This window comes from Methanomassiliicoccus sp., assembly GCA_012719175.1.
In the GTDB taxonomy this organism is placed as follows: domain Archaea; phylum Thermoplasmatota; class Thermoplasmata; order Methanomassiliicoccales; family Methanomassiliicoccaceae; genus UBA6.
This window is the reverse complement of record JAAYAX010000004.1, coordinates 406172-424226: the sequence shown is the minus strand read 5'-3', so window position 1 is coordinate 424226 and position 18055 is coordinate 406172. Positions and strand designations below refer to the sequence as shown.

At 56.4% G+C, this 18055-nt stretch carries 17 protein-coding genes; 12 read left to right on the top strand and 5 right to left on the bottom strand.

Annotation, left to right across the window (positions count from 1 at the left end; translation table 11 throughout):
- Positions 1-97 precede the first annotated feature (97 nt).
- Complete coding sequence (gene argF, locus GXX95_02565) at positions 98-1006, top strand: ornithine carbamoyltransferase (protein ID NLT37025.1); 909 nt, start codon at positions 98-100, stop codon at positions 1004-1006.
- Here argF and GXX95_02560 read toward each other — a convergent pair.
- Together GXX95_02560 and GXX95_02555 are read right to left on the bottom strand one after the other, a co-directional pair.
- On the bottom strand, positions 990-2576 hold the full coding sequence (locus tag GXX95_02560; GenBank protein NLT37024.1) for a DHH family phosphoesterase: 1587 nt from the start codon (positions 2574-2576) through the stop codon (positions 990-992). The two genes, argF and GXX95_02560, sit on opposite strands and share 17 nt — an antisense overlap.
- 10 nt (positions 2577-2586) lie before the next feature.
- Positions 2587-3258 carry an exonuclease gene (locus tag GXX95_02555; GenBank protein ID NLT37023.1) on the bottom strand — a complete coding sequence of 224 codons (672 nt, stop codon included), beginning with the start codon at positions 3256-3258 and terminating at the stop codon, positions 2587-2589.
- A gap of 215 nt (positions 3259-3473) precedes the next feature.
- On the opposite strand from GXX95_02555, the gene GXX95_02550 reads away from it, so the two are divergent.
- From GXX95_02550 to GXX95_02535, 4 genes are all read left to right on the top strand, one after another.
- Complete coding sequence (locus GXX95_02550; protein NLT37022.1) at positions 3474-4199, top strand: metallophosphoesterase; 726 nt, start codon at positions 3474-3476, stop codon at positions 4197-4199.
- 225 nt (positions 4200-4424) lie between these two features.
- The gene (locus tag GXX95_02545) at positions 4425-5069 is read left to right on the top strand and encodes a hypothetical protein (GenBank protein ID NLT37021.1); all 645 of its coding nucleotides are present in this window, start codon (positions 4425-4427) and stop codon (positions 5067-5069) included.
- A 350-nt stretch (positions 5070-5419) separates the two neighbouring features.
- Positions 5420-6421: an MtaA/CmuA family methyltransferase gene (locus GXX95_02540; GenBank protein ID NLT37020.1), complete on the top strand. Its 1002-nt coding sequence runs from the start codon at positions 5420-5422 to the stop codon at positions 6419-6421.
- Positions 6422-6650: 229 nt separating this feature from the next.
- Positions 6651-8291, top strand: coding sequence for a methylamine methyltransferase corrinoid protein reductive activase (locus GXX95_02535; GenBank protein NLT37019.1), 1641 nt, complete (start codon positions 6651-6653; stop codon positions 8289-8291).
- Between the two features lie 42 nt (positions 8292-8333).
- Here GXX95_02535 and GXX95_02530 read toward each other — a convergent pair whose 3' ends face one another.
- The gene (locus GXX95_02530) at positions 8334-9167 is read right to left on the bottom strand and encodes a hypothetical protein (protein ID NLT37018.1); all 834 of its coding nucleotides are present in this window, start codon (positions 9165-9167) and stop codon (positions 8334-8336) included.
- A 116-nt stretch (positions 9168-9283) separates the two neighbouring features.
- Between GXX95_02530 and GXX95_02525 the strand changes: the two genes are divergently transcribed.
- From GXX95_02525 to GXX95_02495, 7 genes are all read left to right on the top strand, one after another.
- On the top strand, positions 9284-10480 hold the full coding sequence (locus GXX95_02525; GenBank protein NLT37017.1) for a YcaO-related McrA-glycine thioamidation protein: 1197 nt from the start codon (positions 9284-9286) through the stop codon (positions 10478-10480).
- Entirely contained in the window at positions 10473-11126 is a 654-nt protein-coding gene (locus GXX95_02520) for a TfuA-related McrA-glycine thioamidation protein (GenBank protein NLT37016.1), read from the top strand. The genes GXX95_02525 and GXX95_02520 overlap by 8 nt, the downstream gene beginning before the upstream one ends.
- A 246-nt stretch (positions 11127-11372) precedes the next feature.
- Positions 11373-12692 (top strand): coenzyme-B sulfoethylthiotransferase subunit beta, encoded by a 1320-nt coding sequence (mcrB, locus tag GXX95_02515; protein NLT37015.1) that lies wholly within the window; start codon positions 11373-11375, stop codon positions 12690-12692.
- Positions 12693-12709: 17 nt separating this feature from the next.
- Entirely contained in the window at positions 12710-13135 is a 426-nt protein-coding gene (mcrD, locus tag GXX95_02510) for a methyl-coenzyme M reductase operon protein D (GenBank protein ID NLT37014.1), read from the top strand.
- Positions 13136-13140: 5 nt separating this feature from the next.
- Positions 13141-13914, top strand: a complete 774-nt coding sequence (gene mcrG / locus GXX95_02505) for a coenzyme-B sulfoethylthiotransferase subunit gamma (protein ID NLT37013.1) — start codon at positions 13141-13143, stop codon at positions 13912-13914.
- 3 nt (positions 13915-13917) lie between these two features.
- The gene (mcrA, locus tag GXX95_02500; protein NLT37012.1) at positions 13918-15582 is read left to right on the top strand and encodes a coenzyme-B sulfoethylthiotransferase subunit alpha; all 1665 of its coding nucleotides are present in this window, start codon (positions 13918-13920) and stop codon (positions 15580-15582) included.
- Positions 15583-15587: 5 nt separating this feature from the next.
- Positions 15588-15866 (top strand): DUF2098 domain-containing protein, encoded by a 279-nt coding sequence (locus GXX95_02495; protein ID NLT37011.1) that lies wholly within the window; start codon positions 15588-15590, stop codon positions 15864-15866.
- A 137-nt stretch (positions 15867-16003) separates the two neighbouring features.
- On the opposite strand, the gene GXX95_02490 is transcribed toward GXX95_02495, so the two are convergent.
- Both GXX95_02490 and GXX95_02485 read right to left on the bottom strand, forming a co-directional pair.
- Complete coding sequence (locus GXX95_02490; protein NLT37010.1) at positions 16004-16561, bottom strand: hypothetical protein; 558 nt, start codon at positions 16559-16561, stop codon at positions 16004-16006.
- Between the two features lie 213 nt (positions 16562-16774).
- Positions 16775-17989: an ammonium transporter gene (locus GXX95_02485; protein NLT37009.1), complete on the bottom strand. Its 1215-nt coding sequence runs from the start codon at positions 17987-17989 to the stop codon at positions 16775-16777.
- Positions 17990-18055 lie beyond the last annotated feature (66 nt).

Below are 18055 nucleotides of genomic sequence, written 5' to 3'. Positions count from 1 at the left end.
GGCCATGAAGGCGACCATCTTGAGACAAAAAACTGTACAGGTGTACAATTCACTACATAACCGTTATAATAAGCCCCCATCTTCACACCTCGAAAACATGAAGAAGGACCTAATCTCTTTGCTGGACGTACGGGACGATATCTTCGACCTCCTTTCCTTAGCCGAAGAGCTAAAGAGGAACAAGAAGAACGGCCGGCAACTTCAGGGGCAGACCCTGGCGATGATATTCGAGAAGTCGAGCACGCGCACAAGGGTATCGTTCGAGACCGGTATGTTCCAGCTCGGTGGAAACACCATCTACCTAAGTCAGCATGATTCTCAGTTGGGAAGGGGAGAGACCGTGGCCGACACCGCCAGGGTCCTCAGTCGGTATGTGGACGGCATGATCTACCGGGCTTTCGACCACAAGAACATGGTGGAACTGGCCAAACATTCCACGGTGCCCGTGATCAACGCTCTTGACAACCTCGAGCATCCCTGCCAGGTAATGGCCGACCTGCTCACCATAAAGGAAAAGAAGGGGAGGCTGGAGGGACTGAAGCTGGCCTACGTGGGGGATGGCAACAACGTATGCAACTCCCTGGCCCTGGGAGCTGCCCTCATGGGGATGGACTTCGTGGCCGCTACCCCGAAGGAGTATGCCCCGAACGCTTCCATCATGGATAAGGCGGCTTCGATCGCGCGAACTAAGGGGCATACCTGCGAGTGCATCACCGATCCCCAAATTGCCGCCAAGGATGCCGATGTTATCTATACGGATACCTGGGTGTCCATGGGCCAGGAGCGTGAGGCGCACCGCAAGGAACAGGTGATGAGGCCTTACCAGATCAACGACTCCCTTATGTCCCTGGCAAGAAAGGACAGTTTGTTCATGCATTGCCTGCCGGCGCACCGCGGCCACGAGGTGACCGAGGAGGTCATCGAGGGCAAGCACAGTGTGGTCTTCGACCAAGCGGAGAACAGGCTGCACGCCCAGAAGGCCATATTGATCAAGCTGATGGGCTGAGCTGTCCCTTGACCAACCTGTCGATGGCGAGGAGGAACTCCTCCTCCCTCCCTTCGGGGATGGTGGCACCTGCGGCCACGTTGTGGCCGCCCCCGGCACCGCCTACGGAGGCCGAGGCCTCCCGCATCGCTGTTGCCAGGTCCAGCCCCAAGGCGGTCAGACCTGGCGTGCCCCTGCCAGAGACCTTTAAGGTGCAGGTACCATCGCTGGACTGAGTGAACCCTATGAGGGGGCGGTCCGCCGGAGTGCCCGCGCTCCCGATGAGGATGCCCACGACCGTTCCCAGAATGGTGTCCTCGATACGGTCTCGCGCATTGAAATAACGCACCGAGGTCAGGGCCGTACCTCCGCCGGTCACGGTGGCAAGGCCGAACGCCGCATCGTACTGGACCAGCTCGATGGCCTTCCTCAAGCTCTGGCGATGGTCCTCCTGCTGCCGTACGGCTTCCTCGAGCCCTTCCCCTCTGTCTCCCAGGCAAACGGCCAGACCTACCTCGGGGCGATCATGACGGCCACAGGCGTTCAGCAATGTGGCGAACTCCTTGGCGTCCAGGACCGCCCTCATGGCAAGTGGGAACGCCCCCTCGCCCACCTTCCCAGAACTATCAACACTGACTGTCTTAAGCCAGCCTGGTGGTGAACCGGGAAGGTCCGGGGATAGGGAATACACCTCTCCGATGAGGCGCCTCACCGTCGCCACCCCCTTGCCGGCCTCGATGATGCGGTCGACCACGGCGCTTACGATACGCCTTTTCTCGTCCCGGGTGAGCTGGCTCCAGGTCCTCATGCCACCGTCCTCCATGATCTCCACACCCGCCTTCCGTACCAGGTCTATGCATTCCATATGGTCCTCGTCGTGAGCGGTTCGGTCCTCGTCGATCACGTCCGCGATGGACACGCGCCGACGGTGGGTGATGAACGGCAGCAGGGCAGGGTCGCTGGAATATTGCAGAAGAGCGGGAATGGACCGCGTCTGCCGGCCGAACAACCGCACGTCCTTCTCCGCCCTGATCAATCCCAGGACCAAGGCATCGTCCAAGATCCTCCTGTTGTATCCGACCAGCCGCCCCTCCGCGGCCTCCTGAAAGTCCCCCACGGCCCCTACCATGGCAAGTGCGGAGAGGTCCTGATTCCGGGTGTCCATGCACTTAGCGACCGTGTACGTCACCCCCGAGCCCGAGACCTCGGTGGAGCCGTCGATGCCGAAGAGATGGGGGTTGACATGACCCTCCCTGTAAAGCACCTCATCCTTCGAGGGCTCAGGACGGTGATGGTCGGTTATGATGCACCTGTCCACATCCAGCTTCGATAGTGCGGCCGAGCCCAGATCGACGAACCACAGGACCTCGGCAGGATCTGCGTGGGCCTTGGAGATTGCAGCCTCATCCAGTTTCTTCACGAACTGCACTCTGTTGGCGATGCCTGCCCGTCTGAGGGACATGGTGGCGATGGAAGAGGCAGTGATGCCATCGGCATCGATGTGGCCTACGATGAGGGCGGAGCCTACTCGCTTCAACCTCTCTGCCGCCACCCTGCTGGCCCGCTCGAAACCGTCGACATCCCTGATCATTCCGTTCACCTCATTTGGTAAGGTCCAAGGTCCTTTCCTGGAGGGTCGTGTAGACATGCTCTGCGATGGGCTCGAGGTTGACGGTATCCTCCTCGTTATACCTCTTCAGCATTCTGAGGGCGTTCTCCCTACCTGACCTCTCCCATGCTCGCCAGAGGTAGACCGCCTCCTCTCCGGTCATGTATTCCACCTCCCTCGCTCGGGCAATCCCCATCTGCTTCTCCACCGACTTCAGGCCCCCACGGAGGCCTACCCGGCGGCAGCCGTGAAGAAGGTCGAAGTGAGGCACACGGGGCACGGTCAGGGGAAAATGATATTCCAGGATGGGGAGGTCGAAGGAGCTTCCGTTAAAGGAGACCAGCATCTTGACTCCTTCCAGCGCCTCCCTTAGACTGGCCGCGCTAAGGTCCTGCCCCCTCACCAGCGTCCGATCCCTTCCGTCCATACGGTGGATGCCCACCACGGTGACGTTGGAATATGCGGAGCGTCCATCGGTCTCTATGTCCAGGAAGGCCGTGTCCGAACGGAACTTATCGTACAGGCGCCAGTGCTCCACCGAAGGCAGGATCTTGCAGAAATATTCAGTATTCCTCCTCGCCAGGAAATTCTCGGCCCGCTCGATGTGCCTGTCCAGGCCTGCCTTCCGCTCGACGGAGATGCCCCGGACCTTACTGACGGACATGAAGTCCTCCCAGGTGGATACTCCGCTCTTCCAGAGATTCCTCTCCTTTCCGCGTCCAACAGATGGGAGTATCTGAAAGGTCCTCCTTATCACGAACCACCAACAATCGTTCGGGTTCAAACAATTTTCGGGAGCCGGCCTGAACCTGGTCGGATGGCCGGGAGTAAGTTGAAATAGGGCACCATGTTTGGAAACCTACCAGACGGCGGATGTATATGGACGAGATAGAGGTCTTCTATGGCGCGCGCATAACCTCGGACCTGTGCCTTCATCTACCAGACGAACGAACGATAGTGGTGGCAGACCTTCACCTGGGTTACGAATCGGCTTTGGAGGCGGAGGGCATACACATCCCGAGGGTCCAGACAAAGACCGTGAAGGAAGCCCTGGTCCGATTGATCGAGAGGCATGAGGCGGAGAGGGTGGTCCTCCTGGGCGATGTGAAGCATGAGTTCTCTAGGAACCTGGGGCAGGAGGTCAGGGACGTCCGCTCGGTCCTGGACAGCATATCTGAGATGGTGGACATCGTGATAGTGAAGGGCAACCATGACAACTTCATCGAGAACATAGTCTCACGCATCCAGATACCCGTGGTCGACAGGTACTCCCTGGGCGGCATAACCTTCGTCCATGGGCACCAGCCCTGTGATTCTAGACCCCTGGTCATTGGCCATGAGCACCCTTCGGTGAAGATAGTGGACCGGGTGGGGGCTTACATCAAGCTTCCCTGCCACATGTTCCTGAGGGACGAGAAGGTACTGGTTCTACCGGCATTCAGTCCATTGGCCTCAGGAACGGACATAACCGGGGTCCCATCATCGGACTATCTGTCCCCTATCCTGAGCAACGTTGACATCAACAACGGAGAGGTCTTCGCCTGCAGCGACATCGGCATCCTGCCCCTTGGAAAGGTGGCGTCTCTTGGCGACCTAAGGTTGTGATGCAGGAGGCTATGAATAGATGTTATTATTCATATTATACTATATTTACTTTTATATTGAATAATTGATTACGACGATAAAATTTTCAGAGCCAGCGTGATAATATCATATTAGATGGGGCTTAAAAGGCGGTTTCTTTTTGTAGACATAGGGGTTATAAAAGACTATATAATCATGCTGTATTACCACTGTAAAATCGCAATTCCCATCATTGGAGGGATTCATTTGAGCAACGAGATACTTGACAAGTTGGCGGATGTCGTTGTAAAGGGTAAGATCAAGGAAGCGAAGCCTCTGGCGGAGCAGGCTTTGGCGGCCGGGGTCGACCCCAAGGTGATAATCTTTGATAGTTTGAGCAAGGCCATGGCTTCGGTAGGGCAGAAGTACGAGACCAAGCAGTACTTCCTTCCCCAGGTTCTCCTCGCCGCCCAGACCATGTATCAGGCCCTGGACGTGGTGCTCCCCAAGATGAAGGTGGACACCAAGGCCAAGATGCCGGGGAAGGTCGTGCTAGCGGTCGTCGAGGGAGATGTTCATGACATCGGCAAGAACATCGTCAAGGCCATGCTGACCGGGGCGGGCCTGACCATATTTGACATGGGACGAGATGTGCCCGTGAAGAACATCATTGACAAGTGCAAGGCGGAGAGCGCTGAAGTGCTGGCCACCTCTACTCTTATGACACCAACTCTGGCGGTCATGAAGGAGATCGAAAAGGTGCTAAAGGAAGAGAACCTCAAGGGAAAGGTAAAGACCATCATCGGCGGAGGGGCGACCACAAAAGAGTTCGCAGCCCAGATCGGTTGCGATGCGTGGGCGTACGATGCCGTAGAAGCCGTTGAGGTCGTGGACGGCATGCTTGCTGAGTAAGGGACGGTGTGGAGATACCATTCCCATACATCTCAAATAATTTGCATCAAACAACTTCTCCTTTTTCGTTCTTTACTTCCAACTCAACACCTCTTCGTACGTAACAGCTCCATCTCATTGTCTTTTGACCTCATTTCTCCGACGATGGGTGAGCTAGTTTACGGGATCAGAGAGATGAGCGGCCGGCTGATCCCAGGACTGATAAATGTCACCATGGTATGGATGGAGGAATGAGTCGCAATATGCTCAGCCAGAGGACATATGTTAACATCTTCAAAGATGCAAAATTAATTTATACGGTGGTTTCATTCGGAAATAACGTACCTTTGATTAGGTAGCACAAGAAGGAGATGAATTTTGTGACTCCAAGAGAGAGAGTATTGGCAGCCCTTAACCTTGAGAAGTTGGACAGGCCTCCAGTAGGCATAGTCACTCAGAGCGCAACCATTGACCAGATGAACGCAGTAGGTGTATCTTGGCCCGAGGCCCACAGCGACCCCCAGCTCATGGCCAAGCTCGCTGCTGCCGCCACCGACCTGGGTCTGGAGACCATCAGGATCCCCTTCGACCTTACCGCTGAGGCTGAGCTTTTCGGCGCCACCGTCGATCTGGGAAAGGTAGACAGGACCCCGATGCTGAAGGCCCACCCCTTCGATTCCGAGTCCGAGCCTGTTATCCCCGAGGACCCCCACCAGGGAAGGCCTGGCGTTGTCATCGAGGCCACCAAGATACTGAAGGAGCAGTACGGCAAGGAGTACCCCATTGTCGTTGGTATCGCAGGACCCTTCACCCTCGCTGGTCACCTCGTTGAGACCGGCAACCTGCTGCTCTGGTGCATAACCGAGCCGGACACCGTGAAGAAGTTCGTTCAGGCGGCCACCGACTTCGAGGTCAAGTACGTGAAGGCCCTGATCGAGGCTGGAGCTGACGTCATCGTCATCGTCGATCCCTCTGCCTCCACCGACATGATGCACCCTGACATGTTCAACGTCTTCGCTGCTCCCTACATCAAGCAGATCGTCGAGGCTTGCGGCAGCACCAAGAACATCCTGCACATTTGTGGGAACACTACCCCTCTGCTCGAGAACATGATCGCTACCGGCACCAGCGCCGTCAGCATCGAGGAGAAGGTCTCGCCCTCTTCCGCAGTGGACATCGTCGCAGGGAGAGTTGCCCTGGTCGGAAATGTCGGCGTCGTCAAGCCCCTCTTCATGGGCAACGCTGAGCAGTCCTTCGAGGAGACCAAGAAGGTCGTGGATGCAGGCTTCAACCTTGTAGCTCCCGGCTGCGGCCTCGCCGCCAAGGTCCCCAAGGCCAACCTCGAGGCCATGGTCAAGGCCGTCAAGGGCTGAACAGGTCCCGATACCGGATCTGGTAGATCAAACCCCTTCAACCTTCATTTTTTGTCCCGTTTTTTATATTATTTATTTGCGAACGGTCGATCTTTTATGGTCATGAGGCCCATGTCAAGTTTGATTACGCCTGACGATGCTGCATATCGCATGACCTGGCCTTTGATCTCAGGCCTAGGAACCGAGCAGATTATTATTACCTCAAGACATTTCCGGTCGGGAAACTTCCTTGTCCTATGGCATAGCTCTCGACGTAGGCACCAGCGGGTATAGGTCTCAGCTGGTCGATCTCTCCAGGAACGGTAAGATAATCTCCACAGCGATCACCATGAGGCACCCCCTACCCGGGGCCAACATCATGGACCACCTGCACTTCTGGTTGGAGAACGGCGCCGAAGTGGGCCACAAGATAATAATGGATACGGTCGGCAACCTCATCCGCACGCATGGGGCCGAGATCGAGAGCATTTCCCGTCTCGCCGTATGCGGCAACCCGGCTCAGGTGTCAATGTTCGAAGGCATCGAGGTCAGGGACCTGACATATGCTGGCCCGTCCATGCTGAAGCGGTTGAACGTCAATGTGCCGGACAGGAGGGGTAAGACCGTGACCGCAGGGGACATAGGCCTGACGGCCCTGAGGCCCGAATCGGAAGTGGTCATACCCCCGGCCATACGTCATGAGATCGGCGCCGATGCTCTGGCCATGGTGATGAAATCGGGGCTCCTTGATTCTAAAGAGACGTGCATGGTGACAGACTATGGCACCAACGCCGAGATGGGATTGTTCCACGATGGGGAGCTGTTCACCGGATCGGCCGCGGCCGGGCCGGCGATGGAGGGGCAGGCCATAAAGCATGGGATGCTGGCGGCGCCCTTCGCGATCTCCGACCTCAACATCGGAGAGGACGGCCTGTGGGACAACATGGTACTCGATGAGACCCTCAAACCTGTTCTGGCCTCCAGGGTAGATCCCTCCAACGGTACGGTCCTGGAAAGCAGCAGATGCCAAGCCAGGGGAATAACCGGAACAGGAGTGGTCGCGGCCGTGGCCCTGGGCCTGGAGTCCGGGCTCATCAAGCTGCCTCACATAATGACGCGAGATAACATGCTTCATTTCCAGGGCGGCCTGACCTTCAGCGAGAAGGACCTGGGAGAGGCCGGCAAGGCCATGGGGGCCATCCGGGCTGGCCACCGTACCCTCATCGAGGAGGTAGGTATCGATGACGAGGAGGTCAGTACCATGTACCTGGCGGGGGCCTCGGGCACATATGTCGACCCCATAAAGGCCCAGACCGTGGGAATGGTCCCTAGGGTGGTGGAGAGGACCGTCCAGGTGGGCAACACCTCGCTGATGATGGCCTATGATCTGCTGGTCAAGGACGAGACTCTGGACGAGATGCAGCAGGTGGCGGACTCCCTCGCCTCCAAGCATGTGATGTTCGCAATGAGCAAGGTGTTCGAAGAGATGTACGTGAACGAGATCGCCTACTGGGGAGAGGGGATGCCGATAGAGATGTACAACACCTCCCTCAGGAACGCCGGCCTCAGGCAGCTCCCCGCCATCGTTCGCCCACGCTCTAGCACACGCATCGTCAGCTCGGACATACCCGTGCTCGGCGATAATGGTCTCAGGGTACTGGACAACATCGGAGTGTACCTGACCGGGAGCTTCGCGGGCTGCGTCGGATGCGGGACCTGCGCCCAAGAGTGCCCCGAGAATGCCTTGGAGGTACTGGATGCAGGGCCGGGACGTTATCTCATAAGGGTCGCCACGGAACACTGTCTGGGAACGGCATGCAAGCACTGCGAAGAGATATGTCCTCAGGGCGTGTATATGTTCAGCGACCTCAAGATAACCGATCGCTCCTGATCCTTACCGGATATCAGCTCGTGTCAGGGCGCGATCGGGGCATCAATCCTCGATGAGGCAAATCCAGCGGTCGTAGAACGCATCGTTCAGGTTCTCAACGATACGTGCCCTTCTGCCCGCTCCCAGCGCCCACAGGCGCACCAGGTCGGCCTCCTTCTGGCTTTCCACGGTCACCATGGTCTCCTGGCATAGGTCCATGAGCTCCTTCAATATGCCCTTCCACACCAGTGCGGTGTACTCGTTAATGGTGCCGGCCATTAGTGCCAGACCATATTCCGAAGGGCGCAAATAATGGGTGGCCAGTGATGCGTCGATGAGCATGGTCTCTTCGGGGAGGAGCCGCCCCTTGGCGAGGCCCAGGCTCAGCAGGGATGGATCGTTATCGTAGGCAAGTGAGCTGAACCCCAGGCCCCTTAGGACCGCTGCGCCCATCCCTGAGCCGCACCCGCAGTCGAGGCACACCTCTCCATTACCCTCTCCCCAATTGTCCTCTATCAGCTTCTTGACGAGAGATGCCCTTTCTGGTGAGAAGTCCTCCATGGAAGGGGGCGTCAGCCGCTGTAGGGCGAGCGAGTACATCTCCCTGGTCCCCCTCATCCAAGCCTCCTGAGTGGTCTCCATCACTTCCCCGCCCAGTTCCCCATACCTCTCCACCACCTCCACCGTCGGTCCCCGCAGTATGAAGTTCGCACCTTTCCAACCATGCTCCGTTCTTACTGCAAGGGCGACCGGCCATTCTTCCTCATCCACGACCATTAAGGCCTTGTCCGCCGACAACATCAGCAAACTGTCCGTGTACGCCTCGTCAGGCAGCACGTTGAAAGCAGGCTCTAAAAAATCTAACTTCGGCAAACCAATGATATCGAAAAGCTTCATGCGGAACCCCGGCCGGGATAAGAACGCGGACCCCCTATATTTCAGCTCATACACTTGCTTGAAAGGCAGTTCGAGGTTCGCGAGGTTTATTACAGATAGATAATATTGGCAGAACCATGAAGCTCGCCCCCTCTCCCAAGAGGTCCACGACAGATGGGCAGAGAACAGTAGATATCAATGATACCCTGGCCCGTATAGAGCCAGTGATGAAGAAGGCTGGAATAACCAGGGTGGCGGACATCACCGACCTGGACCGCGTGGGCATCCCTGTGTTCTCGGCCATAAGGCCATCGGCGGAGACGGGGGCCATCTCCGTCTACAACGGGAAGGGTTTCACCAATGAGGAGGCCAAGGTCTCTGCCATCATGGAGGGTGTGGAGAGGTACAGCGCCGAAGTGAGGGGGTACAACATCATCCGCCAAGGGGTAGAGGAGTTCATGGCATCTCACAACGCCGTTCACCCATTGGACCTCATCATCACGCCCGTGGCCGCATATCACCTGGCAGGTATGTCCGTGGCCTGGGTGAAGGGCGTGGAACTCAACTCCATGGACGAGACATGGGTCCCTGCCAGCGGGGTCTTCCACCCCTATGTCGCGAAATCGGACCTGGCCCTGTTCAGAACGAACACCAACGGGTTGGCCTCGGGAAACAACCTCGAGGAGGCCATACTCCATGGCATGTGCGAGGTCATCGAGCGGGATGCCTGGTCCCTGGCAGAGGGGCGTAGGAAGCTCAACGGGAATGTGGAGGTACCGGAGAACGGGAGGGTCCGGGATCTATACGACCGTTTCACATCCAAGGGCATCGAGGTCCATCTAAAGAACCTCACATCTGATATCGGAGTACCTGTCATAGCTGCGGCCACCGACGACATGGAGATGCAGGACCCTGCCCTCCTTACCCTGGGCATCGGTTGCCATCTGAACCCGGAGGTGGCAGCGGTGAAGGCTCTCCTTGAGGTCGCTCAAAGTCGTCTCACCCAGATCCATGGAGCTCGCGAGGATACGGTGAGGGGGGAGCACACCAGGAAGCTTGGCTACGAGCGCATGAAGCGTATCAATGCCATGTGGTTGACCGAGGAAGGTGATAGTATGAGGCTCTCCGACCTGCCAAACCGGGAGACTGACGACATATTTGATGATCTGCAGGTGGTACGGACCCAGCTGAACTCCAGGGGGCTGAACAGCACGGTGGTGGTGAACCTGACCAGGAGGGAACTGGACATTCCGGTGGTGAGGGTGATAGTGCCGGGATTGGAGATCTTCGCCATAGACGAGGACCGTGTAGGTCGTAGGATGTTGGGTGGTTGAGCTGAGACCAGTGATATTCCTCGGGCCGAGCCTTGACATTAATGAGGCGATATCCATCTTGGATGCTGACTACAAGCCTCCAGTGAAGCGAGGTGATCTGCTCCAGATACCCCAAGAGGTTGAGGTCGTGGGGATAGTGGACGGGTTGATGTTGACGGATGCAGCGGTCGGCCACCGCGAGATCCTCAGCCTGCTCGATCGGGGTGTATCGGTCTTCGGCGGTGGAAGCATGGGCGCCCTGCGCGCAGCCGAGCTTGCGGATATGGGTATGGTCGGTGTGGGAAGGATATTCGAGGAATACAGCTCTGGACGCGTGGAAGGGGATGATGAGGTGGTCCTATCCTTCGATCCCTTCACCCAGGCAGCTCTCTCAGAGCCGTTGATCAACCTGCGTCTCAACCTCATTGATGCCTGTGAGAGGGGGATCATAACCCCGTCAGATGTGTGTGCATTAATAAGAGAATTAAAGAAGGAGTTCTACCCTTGGCGTTCATACGAAAAACTATTTTATATAGCAAATAATATATTATTAAACAAGGATGCGCAGGTCTTAGAGGAACACTTGCGAAAGAACAAAATCGATTTCAAACGAAATGATGCGATTTTGTTAATTAACGCCGTTAAAGCAGTTATCGAAAAAAATTGAAAATTTTGTTCCGTTAAGAAAAGCGATCCTTAGCTGGCTAATGGTAAAAAAATGCAAGAAATAAAGTGAAAAATACATCCAACTAACATCATGTTTATATGCCTCTCCATGCTTACAGGGGCTCAACAAGGGGATTCGATTTTCATCCAAGGGTAACATTGCTCAAGCGATGAAGATCACTAATTATTTTAGCCCGGTCGGGGCGACTCTTCCGGGTGCAGGAAAACATGGAATGGAGGTATGAAATTGGCGAAATACAAGGACAAGATAGACTTGTATGACGACAGGGGTAAGCTCATCGAGAAGGATGTGCCCCTCGATGCGATCAGCCCGTTGAACAACCCCGCTGTAAAGAGGATCGCCTCCTTGGCCAAGAGAACCATCGCGGTAGACCTTCCTGGACTTGAGAAGAGCCTCAAGACCGGACGTGTCGGCGGCGGAGTCATCAAGGGCAAGGAGATCAACGCGGACATAGTTGGCAGCGCTGACAAGATCGCCAAGAGGGTCAAGGACATCCTGAAGGTCGACAAGGACGATGACACTGAAGTAAAGGTCATCATGGGTGGGAAGAGAATGATCATCCAGGTCCCCACCAACAGGGTCGACGCCGGTGTTGAGTACACCACTGGTTTCACCGCTGCAGCTGCTGCGGTCACCCAGGCCGTCATAGATGAATTCAACGTTGACATGTTCCGTGCGAACATGGTCAAGGGAGCAGTATGGGGCAGATATCCTCAGTCCCTGAACTTCCTGGGATCGAACCTGAAGTCCATCCTGGAAGTCCCGCAGAACAACGAGGGTGCTGGTTACGCTTTGAGGAACATCATGGCCAACCACCTGGTCGCTCTGTCCGGAAAGAACTCGATGAACGCCGCGGCGCTGTCCTCGATCTTCGAGCAGACCGCAATGTTCGAGCTCGGTGACGCCATTGGACCCTTCGAGAGGTACCACCTGCTAGGTCTGGCCTACCAGGGTCTGAACGCGAACAACCTCGTTGTGGAGATGGTCAAGGAGAACGGCAAGACCGGAACCGTCGGTACCGTTATCGAGTCCATCGTCGGACGCGCCATCGAGGACAAGGTCATCAAGGTGAAGGAGAAGCTGCCTTCTGGATACAAGGTGTACACCACCAACGACTTCCCGCTATGGAACGCGTACGCCGCCGCCGGTATGCTGGCCGCCAACATGGTCAACATCGGTGCTGCTAGGGCTTCTCAGGCCGTGCCTGCGACCATCCTGTACTACAACGATCTGCTAGAGCATGAGACCGGACTTCCCGGTGTCGACTTCGGCCGTGCCATGGGTGTTTCCGTTGGTATGTCCTTCTTCAGCCACTCCATCTACGGTGGCGGAGGACCCGGTCTGTTCCATGGTAACCACGTCGTGACCAAGCACTCCAAGGGCTTTGTCATCCCGTGCATCGCCGCCGCTTGCTCGCTCGATGCTGGTACTCAGTACTTCTCGCCTGAGAGCACTTCCTCCCTCGTGAGGGACGTGTTCGGTGACATTCCTGAGTTCAAGGCACCGCTGAAGGCTATCGGTAAGGAGGCAAAGAAGCTGAAGTAAACGGTTGGTGTGGCTTGATGAAAAGTACCAACTCCTCCGAAGCGGTCCCGTTGCCTGAGATCCTGATCTTTCCGACCAGGCTCTTAAAAGCGGAAACGACCGAAAAGCTCCTGAACAAGCTCTACGAAGTCCCTCACGTTAGACAGGTAAACATATCTGGTGAAAGTCTACCGGCTGTGCTAGGCTCTGGACCAGGAAAAGGCCTGGCCAATGAGCATCCTGAGCGAAAAGTGATCAACGTGAAGGGTAAGGAAGTGGAGCTGCGCCTGCTAGTGGGCAGGGTGTTCGTCGAGATCGACGATATCGACAATGTCCAGCAGGCATTGGAAGAGATCGATGCGATATGCACCGATCTCATGCCCTTCGGGTTCAATCTGGAGGTCGGAAGGTACTCCAAGTACAAGCCAACAGTGACCGATTACGCAAAAGGATGCAAGAGGTAATTATTATGGCATACCAGAGACAGTTCTATCCCGGGACCAGCCAGGTCGCCAAGAACAGGCGCCGCTACATGGACCCCTCCCAGAAGTTGAAGAAGCTGAGGGATGTGTCCATGGACGATGTTGTGAGGATCATGGGCCACAGGGCCCCTGGTGAGGAGTACAAGTCCATCCACCCCCCACTCGAGGAGGGCAACGAGCCGGATGACCTCATCAGAAAGCTGGTCACCCCTATTGAGGGTGCCAAGAAGGGAGACAGGATCAGGTACATTCAGTTCACCGACTCGGTGTACTTCGCCCCTATGGTTCCATACCTGAGGGCTTGGATGTACTTCACCAGGATGCGCGGTTTCGACACCGGTACCCTTTCTGGCAGACAGATCATTGAGATGAGGGAGAGGGACCTTGAGAAGGTCGCCAAGGAGCTCATCGACAACGAGACCTTTGACCCCGCAAAGACCGGTATCAGAGGCGCCACTGTGCACGGGCACGCCTGCAGGCTGGACGAGAACGGCCTGATGTTCGATGCCTGGCAGAGGTACCGCTGGAACGCCAAGAAGGGTGAGATCGAGTACACGAAGGACCAGGTCGCCATCCCGCTGGACAAGCCCATATCCGTGGGCAAGCCCCTGCCCGATGCCGAGCTGAAGAAGATGACCACCATCTTCAGGGTGGACGGCGTGGACATGAGGGACGACCCCGAGGTAACCGCTGTGAACCTGAGGATCCACAGGCTGAGGACCCTTTGCGGATTCCAGGCCTACGCCCTTAAGGGGGAGTAAACAATGGCTAAGGAAAAGGAAAAGTTATTCTTGGATTCGATGAAGAAGAAGTTCAAGGAGGCCCCGACGGAAGTAAGCACCCATTACTACACCTACGGTGGCTGGAAGCAGTCCAAGAGGAAGAGGGAGTGGGTCGAGCAGGCTAACAAGGTCGCCAAGGCCCGTGGCATCCCGATGATGAACCCCGACATCGGTGTTCCTCTCGGCCAGCGTGTCCTGATGCCCTACCAGCTGTCCCACACCGACATATACGCCGAGGGCGATGACCTGCACTTCGTCAACAACGCCGCTATGCAGCAGGCGTGGGACGATATCCGCAGGACCGTCATCTCCGGCCTGGACACCGCGCACGCTGTCATCGAGAAGAGGCTGGGCAAGGAGGTCACTCCTGAGACCATTAACCACTACCTCGAGACCGTGAACCACGCGATGCCCGGTGGCGCCGTTGTGCAGGAGCACATGGCCGAGTGCAGCCCCGCCCTTACCTCCGACTGTTACGTCAAGGTCTTCTCGGGCGACGACGAGCTCATCAGCCAGATCGACAAGCGGTTCGTCATCGACATCAACAAGGAGTTCCCCAAGGACCAGGCCAAGCAGCTGAAGGAGGCCATTGGCAAGTCCATGTGGCAGAAGGTCGCTTGCCCGACCATCGTCGGCCGTGTTTGCGACGGCGGTACCATGTCCCGCTGGAGCGCCATGCAGATCTCGATGTCCTTCATCAGCGCCTACAGACTGGCCGCCGGTGAGGCCGCCATCGCCGACTTCGCCTTCGCCGCGAAGCACGCGTCCGTCGTGGAGATGGGTACCATGATGCCCGCCAGGCGTGCCCGTGGACCCAACGAGCCCGGTGGAATACCCTTCGGGTTCCTTGCCGATATGGTCCAGTCGCTCCGTGTGCACCCCGACGACCCCGGCCGCCAGGCTCTGGAGACCGTCGCCCTGGGCGCAGTCGTGTTCGACCAGATATACCTCGGGTCCTACATGTCCGGTGGTGTCGGGTTCACCCAGTACGCTACCGCCGCCTACACCGACAACATCCTCGAGGACTACACCTACTGGGCCCTTGATCTCGTCAAGTCCAAGTACGGCGGGCTTTGCAAGAGCAAGCCCTCCATGGACCTGATGGAGAAGCTAGGCTCTGAGGTCAACACCTACGCCCTCGAGATGTACGAGAAGTACCCCGCCGCCATGGAAACCCACTTCGGTGGATCCCAGCGTGCGACCGTCGCTGCTGCTGCCACCGGTATCGCTTGCGCGATGGCCACTGGTAACGCTGACTTCGGTGTCAACGGCTGGTACCTCTCCATGCTCCAGCACAAGGAAAGGCACGGACGTCTCGGCTTCTATGGGTACGACCTGCAGGACCAGTGCGGTTCTTGCAACTCTCTGTCCTACAGGAGCGACGAAGGCCTGCCCTTCGAGCTGAGGGGCCCGAACTACCCCAACTACGCCATGAACGTCGGTCACCTGTCCGGATACGGCGGTATCGCGGCTGCTGCTCACGCAGCCCGCGGCGATGCCTTCGCCTGCAACCCGCTGATCAAGGTCGCCTTCGCCGACAAGAGCATGCCGTTCGACTTCGCCAACATCACGAAGGAGTTCGGCCGTGGCGCACTGCGGGAGTTCATGCCCGCCGGCGAGAGAAGCACCATCATCCCCGCGCAGTGAGCTGAATGATCGTAGGTGACCTTGCCAAGTATCGGAACACCGGAACAGTAGGGAAGATAGTGGACATCATGGAAGAGGAAAAGGTGAACTGGGCTCTCCTGGACACCACGGACCTCTACTATGATATGTCCGCGCTCGACCCTGCCACCGAGGACGAGTACAAGGCGGCCACCGAGCGTGATTTCGGCAAGAGGGACCAGCTGCAGGACCTCGAGAGGCTCCGTCAGGAAATGGCGGAGGCTGCTGAGAAGGCCCAGCGGATCACTCCCTCTGGCGCGGGTTGAGCTTCGACCCAACCCAAACCCCTTCCCTTCACATTTTTCTGATATCTACCGCTTAGGCGAAGCTCTATACACCACCAACAAGTGGAATATTTTTTAAAAACATGGAGGCCTCGATCTAAAGATGGTCGTTATAATTCCTACTCCTCATCGGGATCGAATCCGATGAGGATCGAGGCTAGCTTGGGATTGTCCTCGAAACCATGTTCTTTCCTCAACATCGCGTCGGAAGGAGCGGAGGGTGAGCAGGACACCACGTTCCTCATTCCCATTTGTGACACTTCCGGGAACGAGACCGGAGGCATGATGAAGAATTCCCTCGTACCACCTCTTCTATCAGGATAGACTACGAAGTCATCCGCGAGCCAAATGAAGTTCTCGTTGATATTCTCCAGAAACCTCTTCCTGTATGGCAGAAGAACCTCTTCTCCCAGGACCACTCCGGTATCTGTTAGCAACATGACTGTGGGCTCGGGGGGAGGTCTAAAACCCACCCTCTTTATTATGCAAACTACATACTTACGTTGAAGGCACTCTTCGACTCCCTTATTGATGATGGGGATGCCCATGGTGCTTTTGATGCTCCTCTCGATGTTGATGATCCTCTCCCTGCATCCATCATCGAGGACGAAGGCTTCGACCGTGCCTCTCATGCTCCTCAGCATATCGAGAATATCGTTCAATGTCTTCGTTTTCATATCGGATCTACCTTGACCGTAAACAGACTATTCCGGGACGATAAAATGCTTGCGTGAATGAGGGATGGTGTGGAAAAAAATATGGGAAAGGGTTTGTAGAGGTTTTGGAGGTGGCAGACTCCAGGCATCGGAAAGGGACCGATGCTAAACGAACTTGCTTGATCCTGACAACCCTTCTTAGGACCACCTCCTGTTTTGGCCAACGCGTCCATCTTATTGGCTAGCCTCCGTCGAAGGCGCCTCGTTCAGGATGAAGTCGGCCTTGTCCTCGAACATGTCCTCATCAGCGATCTTACCCCGTGTCGCCCTCAGTATCGCACCGGTGATTCCACCAGTGACCATGGTTATAGCGACGACACCGACAGCAGCTATGACATTGGTCCCGCTCCCGACGATAATGGCAGCAGTAAGGGCGCCTATCCAGCCCCCGACGCCATGCAGGTTGTGCACACCCATGACATCCAGTGCACCTATCTTCTTGCACAGCCATGGCTGCAGATAGATGAACGAAAGGGCGGACAGAGTACCTGCGATCAGGCCGATGACCAGAGCGCCCCACTGGTTCACCGAAAGCAACGGGGAACCGATGGCCACGGGTCCAGCAAGCATCGCGTAGGTGAAGACCGTCGGGTTCACCTTCTTCTGTGCGGCCACGCAGACGATATAGGTGGTTAAGATGGACCCTATGCCAGCCATGTAGCACGTGATCATACCCCACGATTGCTGATCTGCGGGAAGCAGACACGTGACGAAAGATGGCCATAATATCCAGAGTAGCATCGACGCCAACCACACGAAGCTTATGCTGTGTGTGGAATAGTACATCGGTTCATTGAACGCTCGTTTTTCTCTGATGGTCAAGATTGCACCCATACCGAAGTACGCGGCGCACATGTGCACAAGTATAGACCCACCGGGATCGACCACACCATCAAGATATGAGAACATGAACCACTCCACAAGGGCGAACACCGGACCGAAGATGGCACCTACCAATAGGTACTGCCACATCTTCACGGTTCCGAGGAACATCCCGATGGCGATCACCACGGTTATCGAGCATATCACTCCCATCAGCATCAATGACATGTCCCATGACCGGTCGAAATAGAACTCCTGAACTGCCATATACGTCAGGAAGCTAGTGACGGTCACGAGAAGTACGGCCAGGGCAACAGCCCATTCGAACTTCCGGATGAACATCATCAAGAACGCCACTAACATGAGCATGAACCAGACATCCATGTTCTTGGTCCATCTATCGCTCTCATCATCTATCAGGGATGTATCGGAAGTGGTGCCTGGTTGCCCCGAGGGCGTTATCAGCTCCTCCCCCGCCGCCGATGCCGAACCCATTGGCAGCATGACCATTAGGAGACATGAAACAACTAACACCAACGTCAGCAGTCTTTTCGTTTCCACTCTCATTTTTTCTCCTCCTATCGCTCCTCCTCGAGTTTAAAAAAATAAAAAAAAGAGGGTTTAAGGGATTTA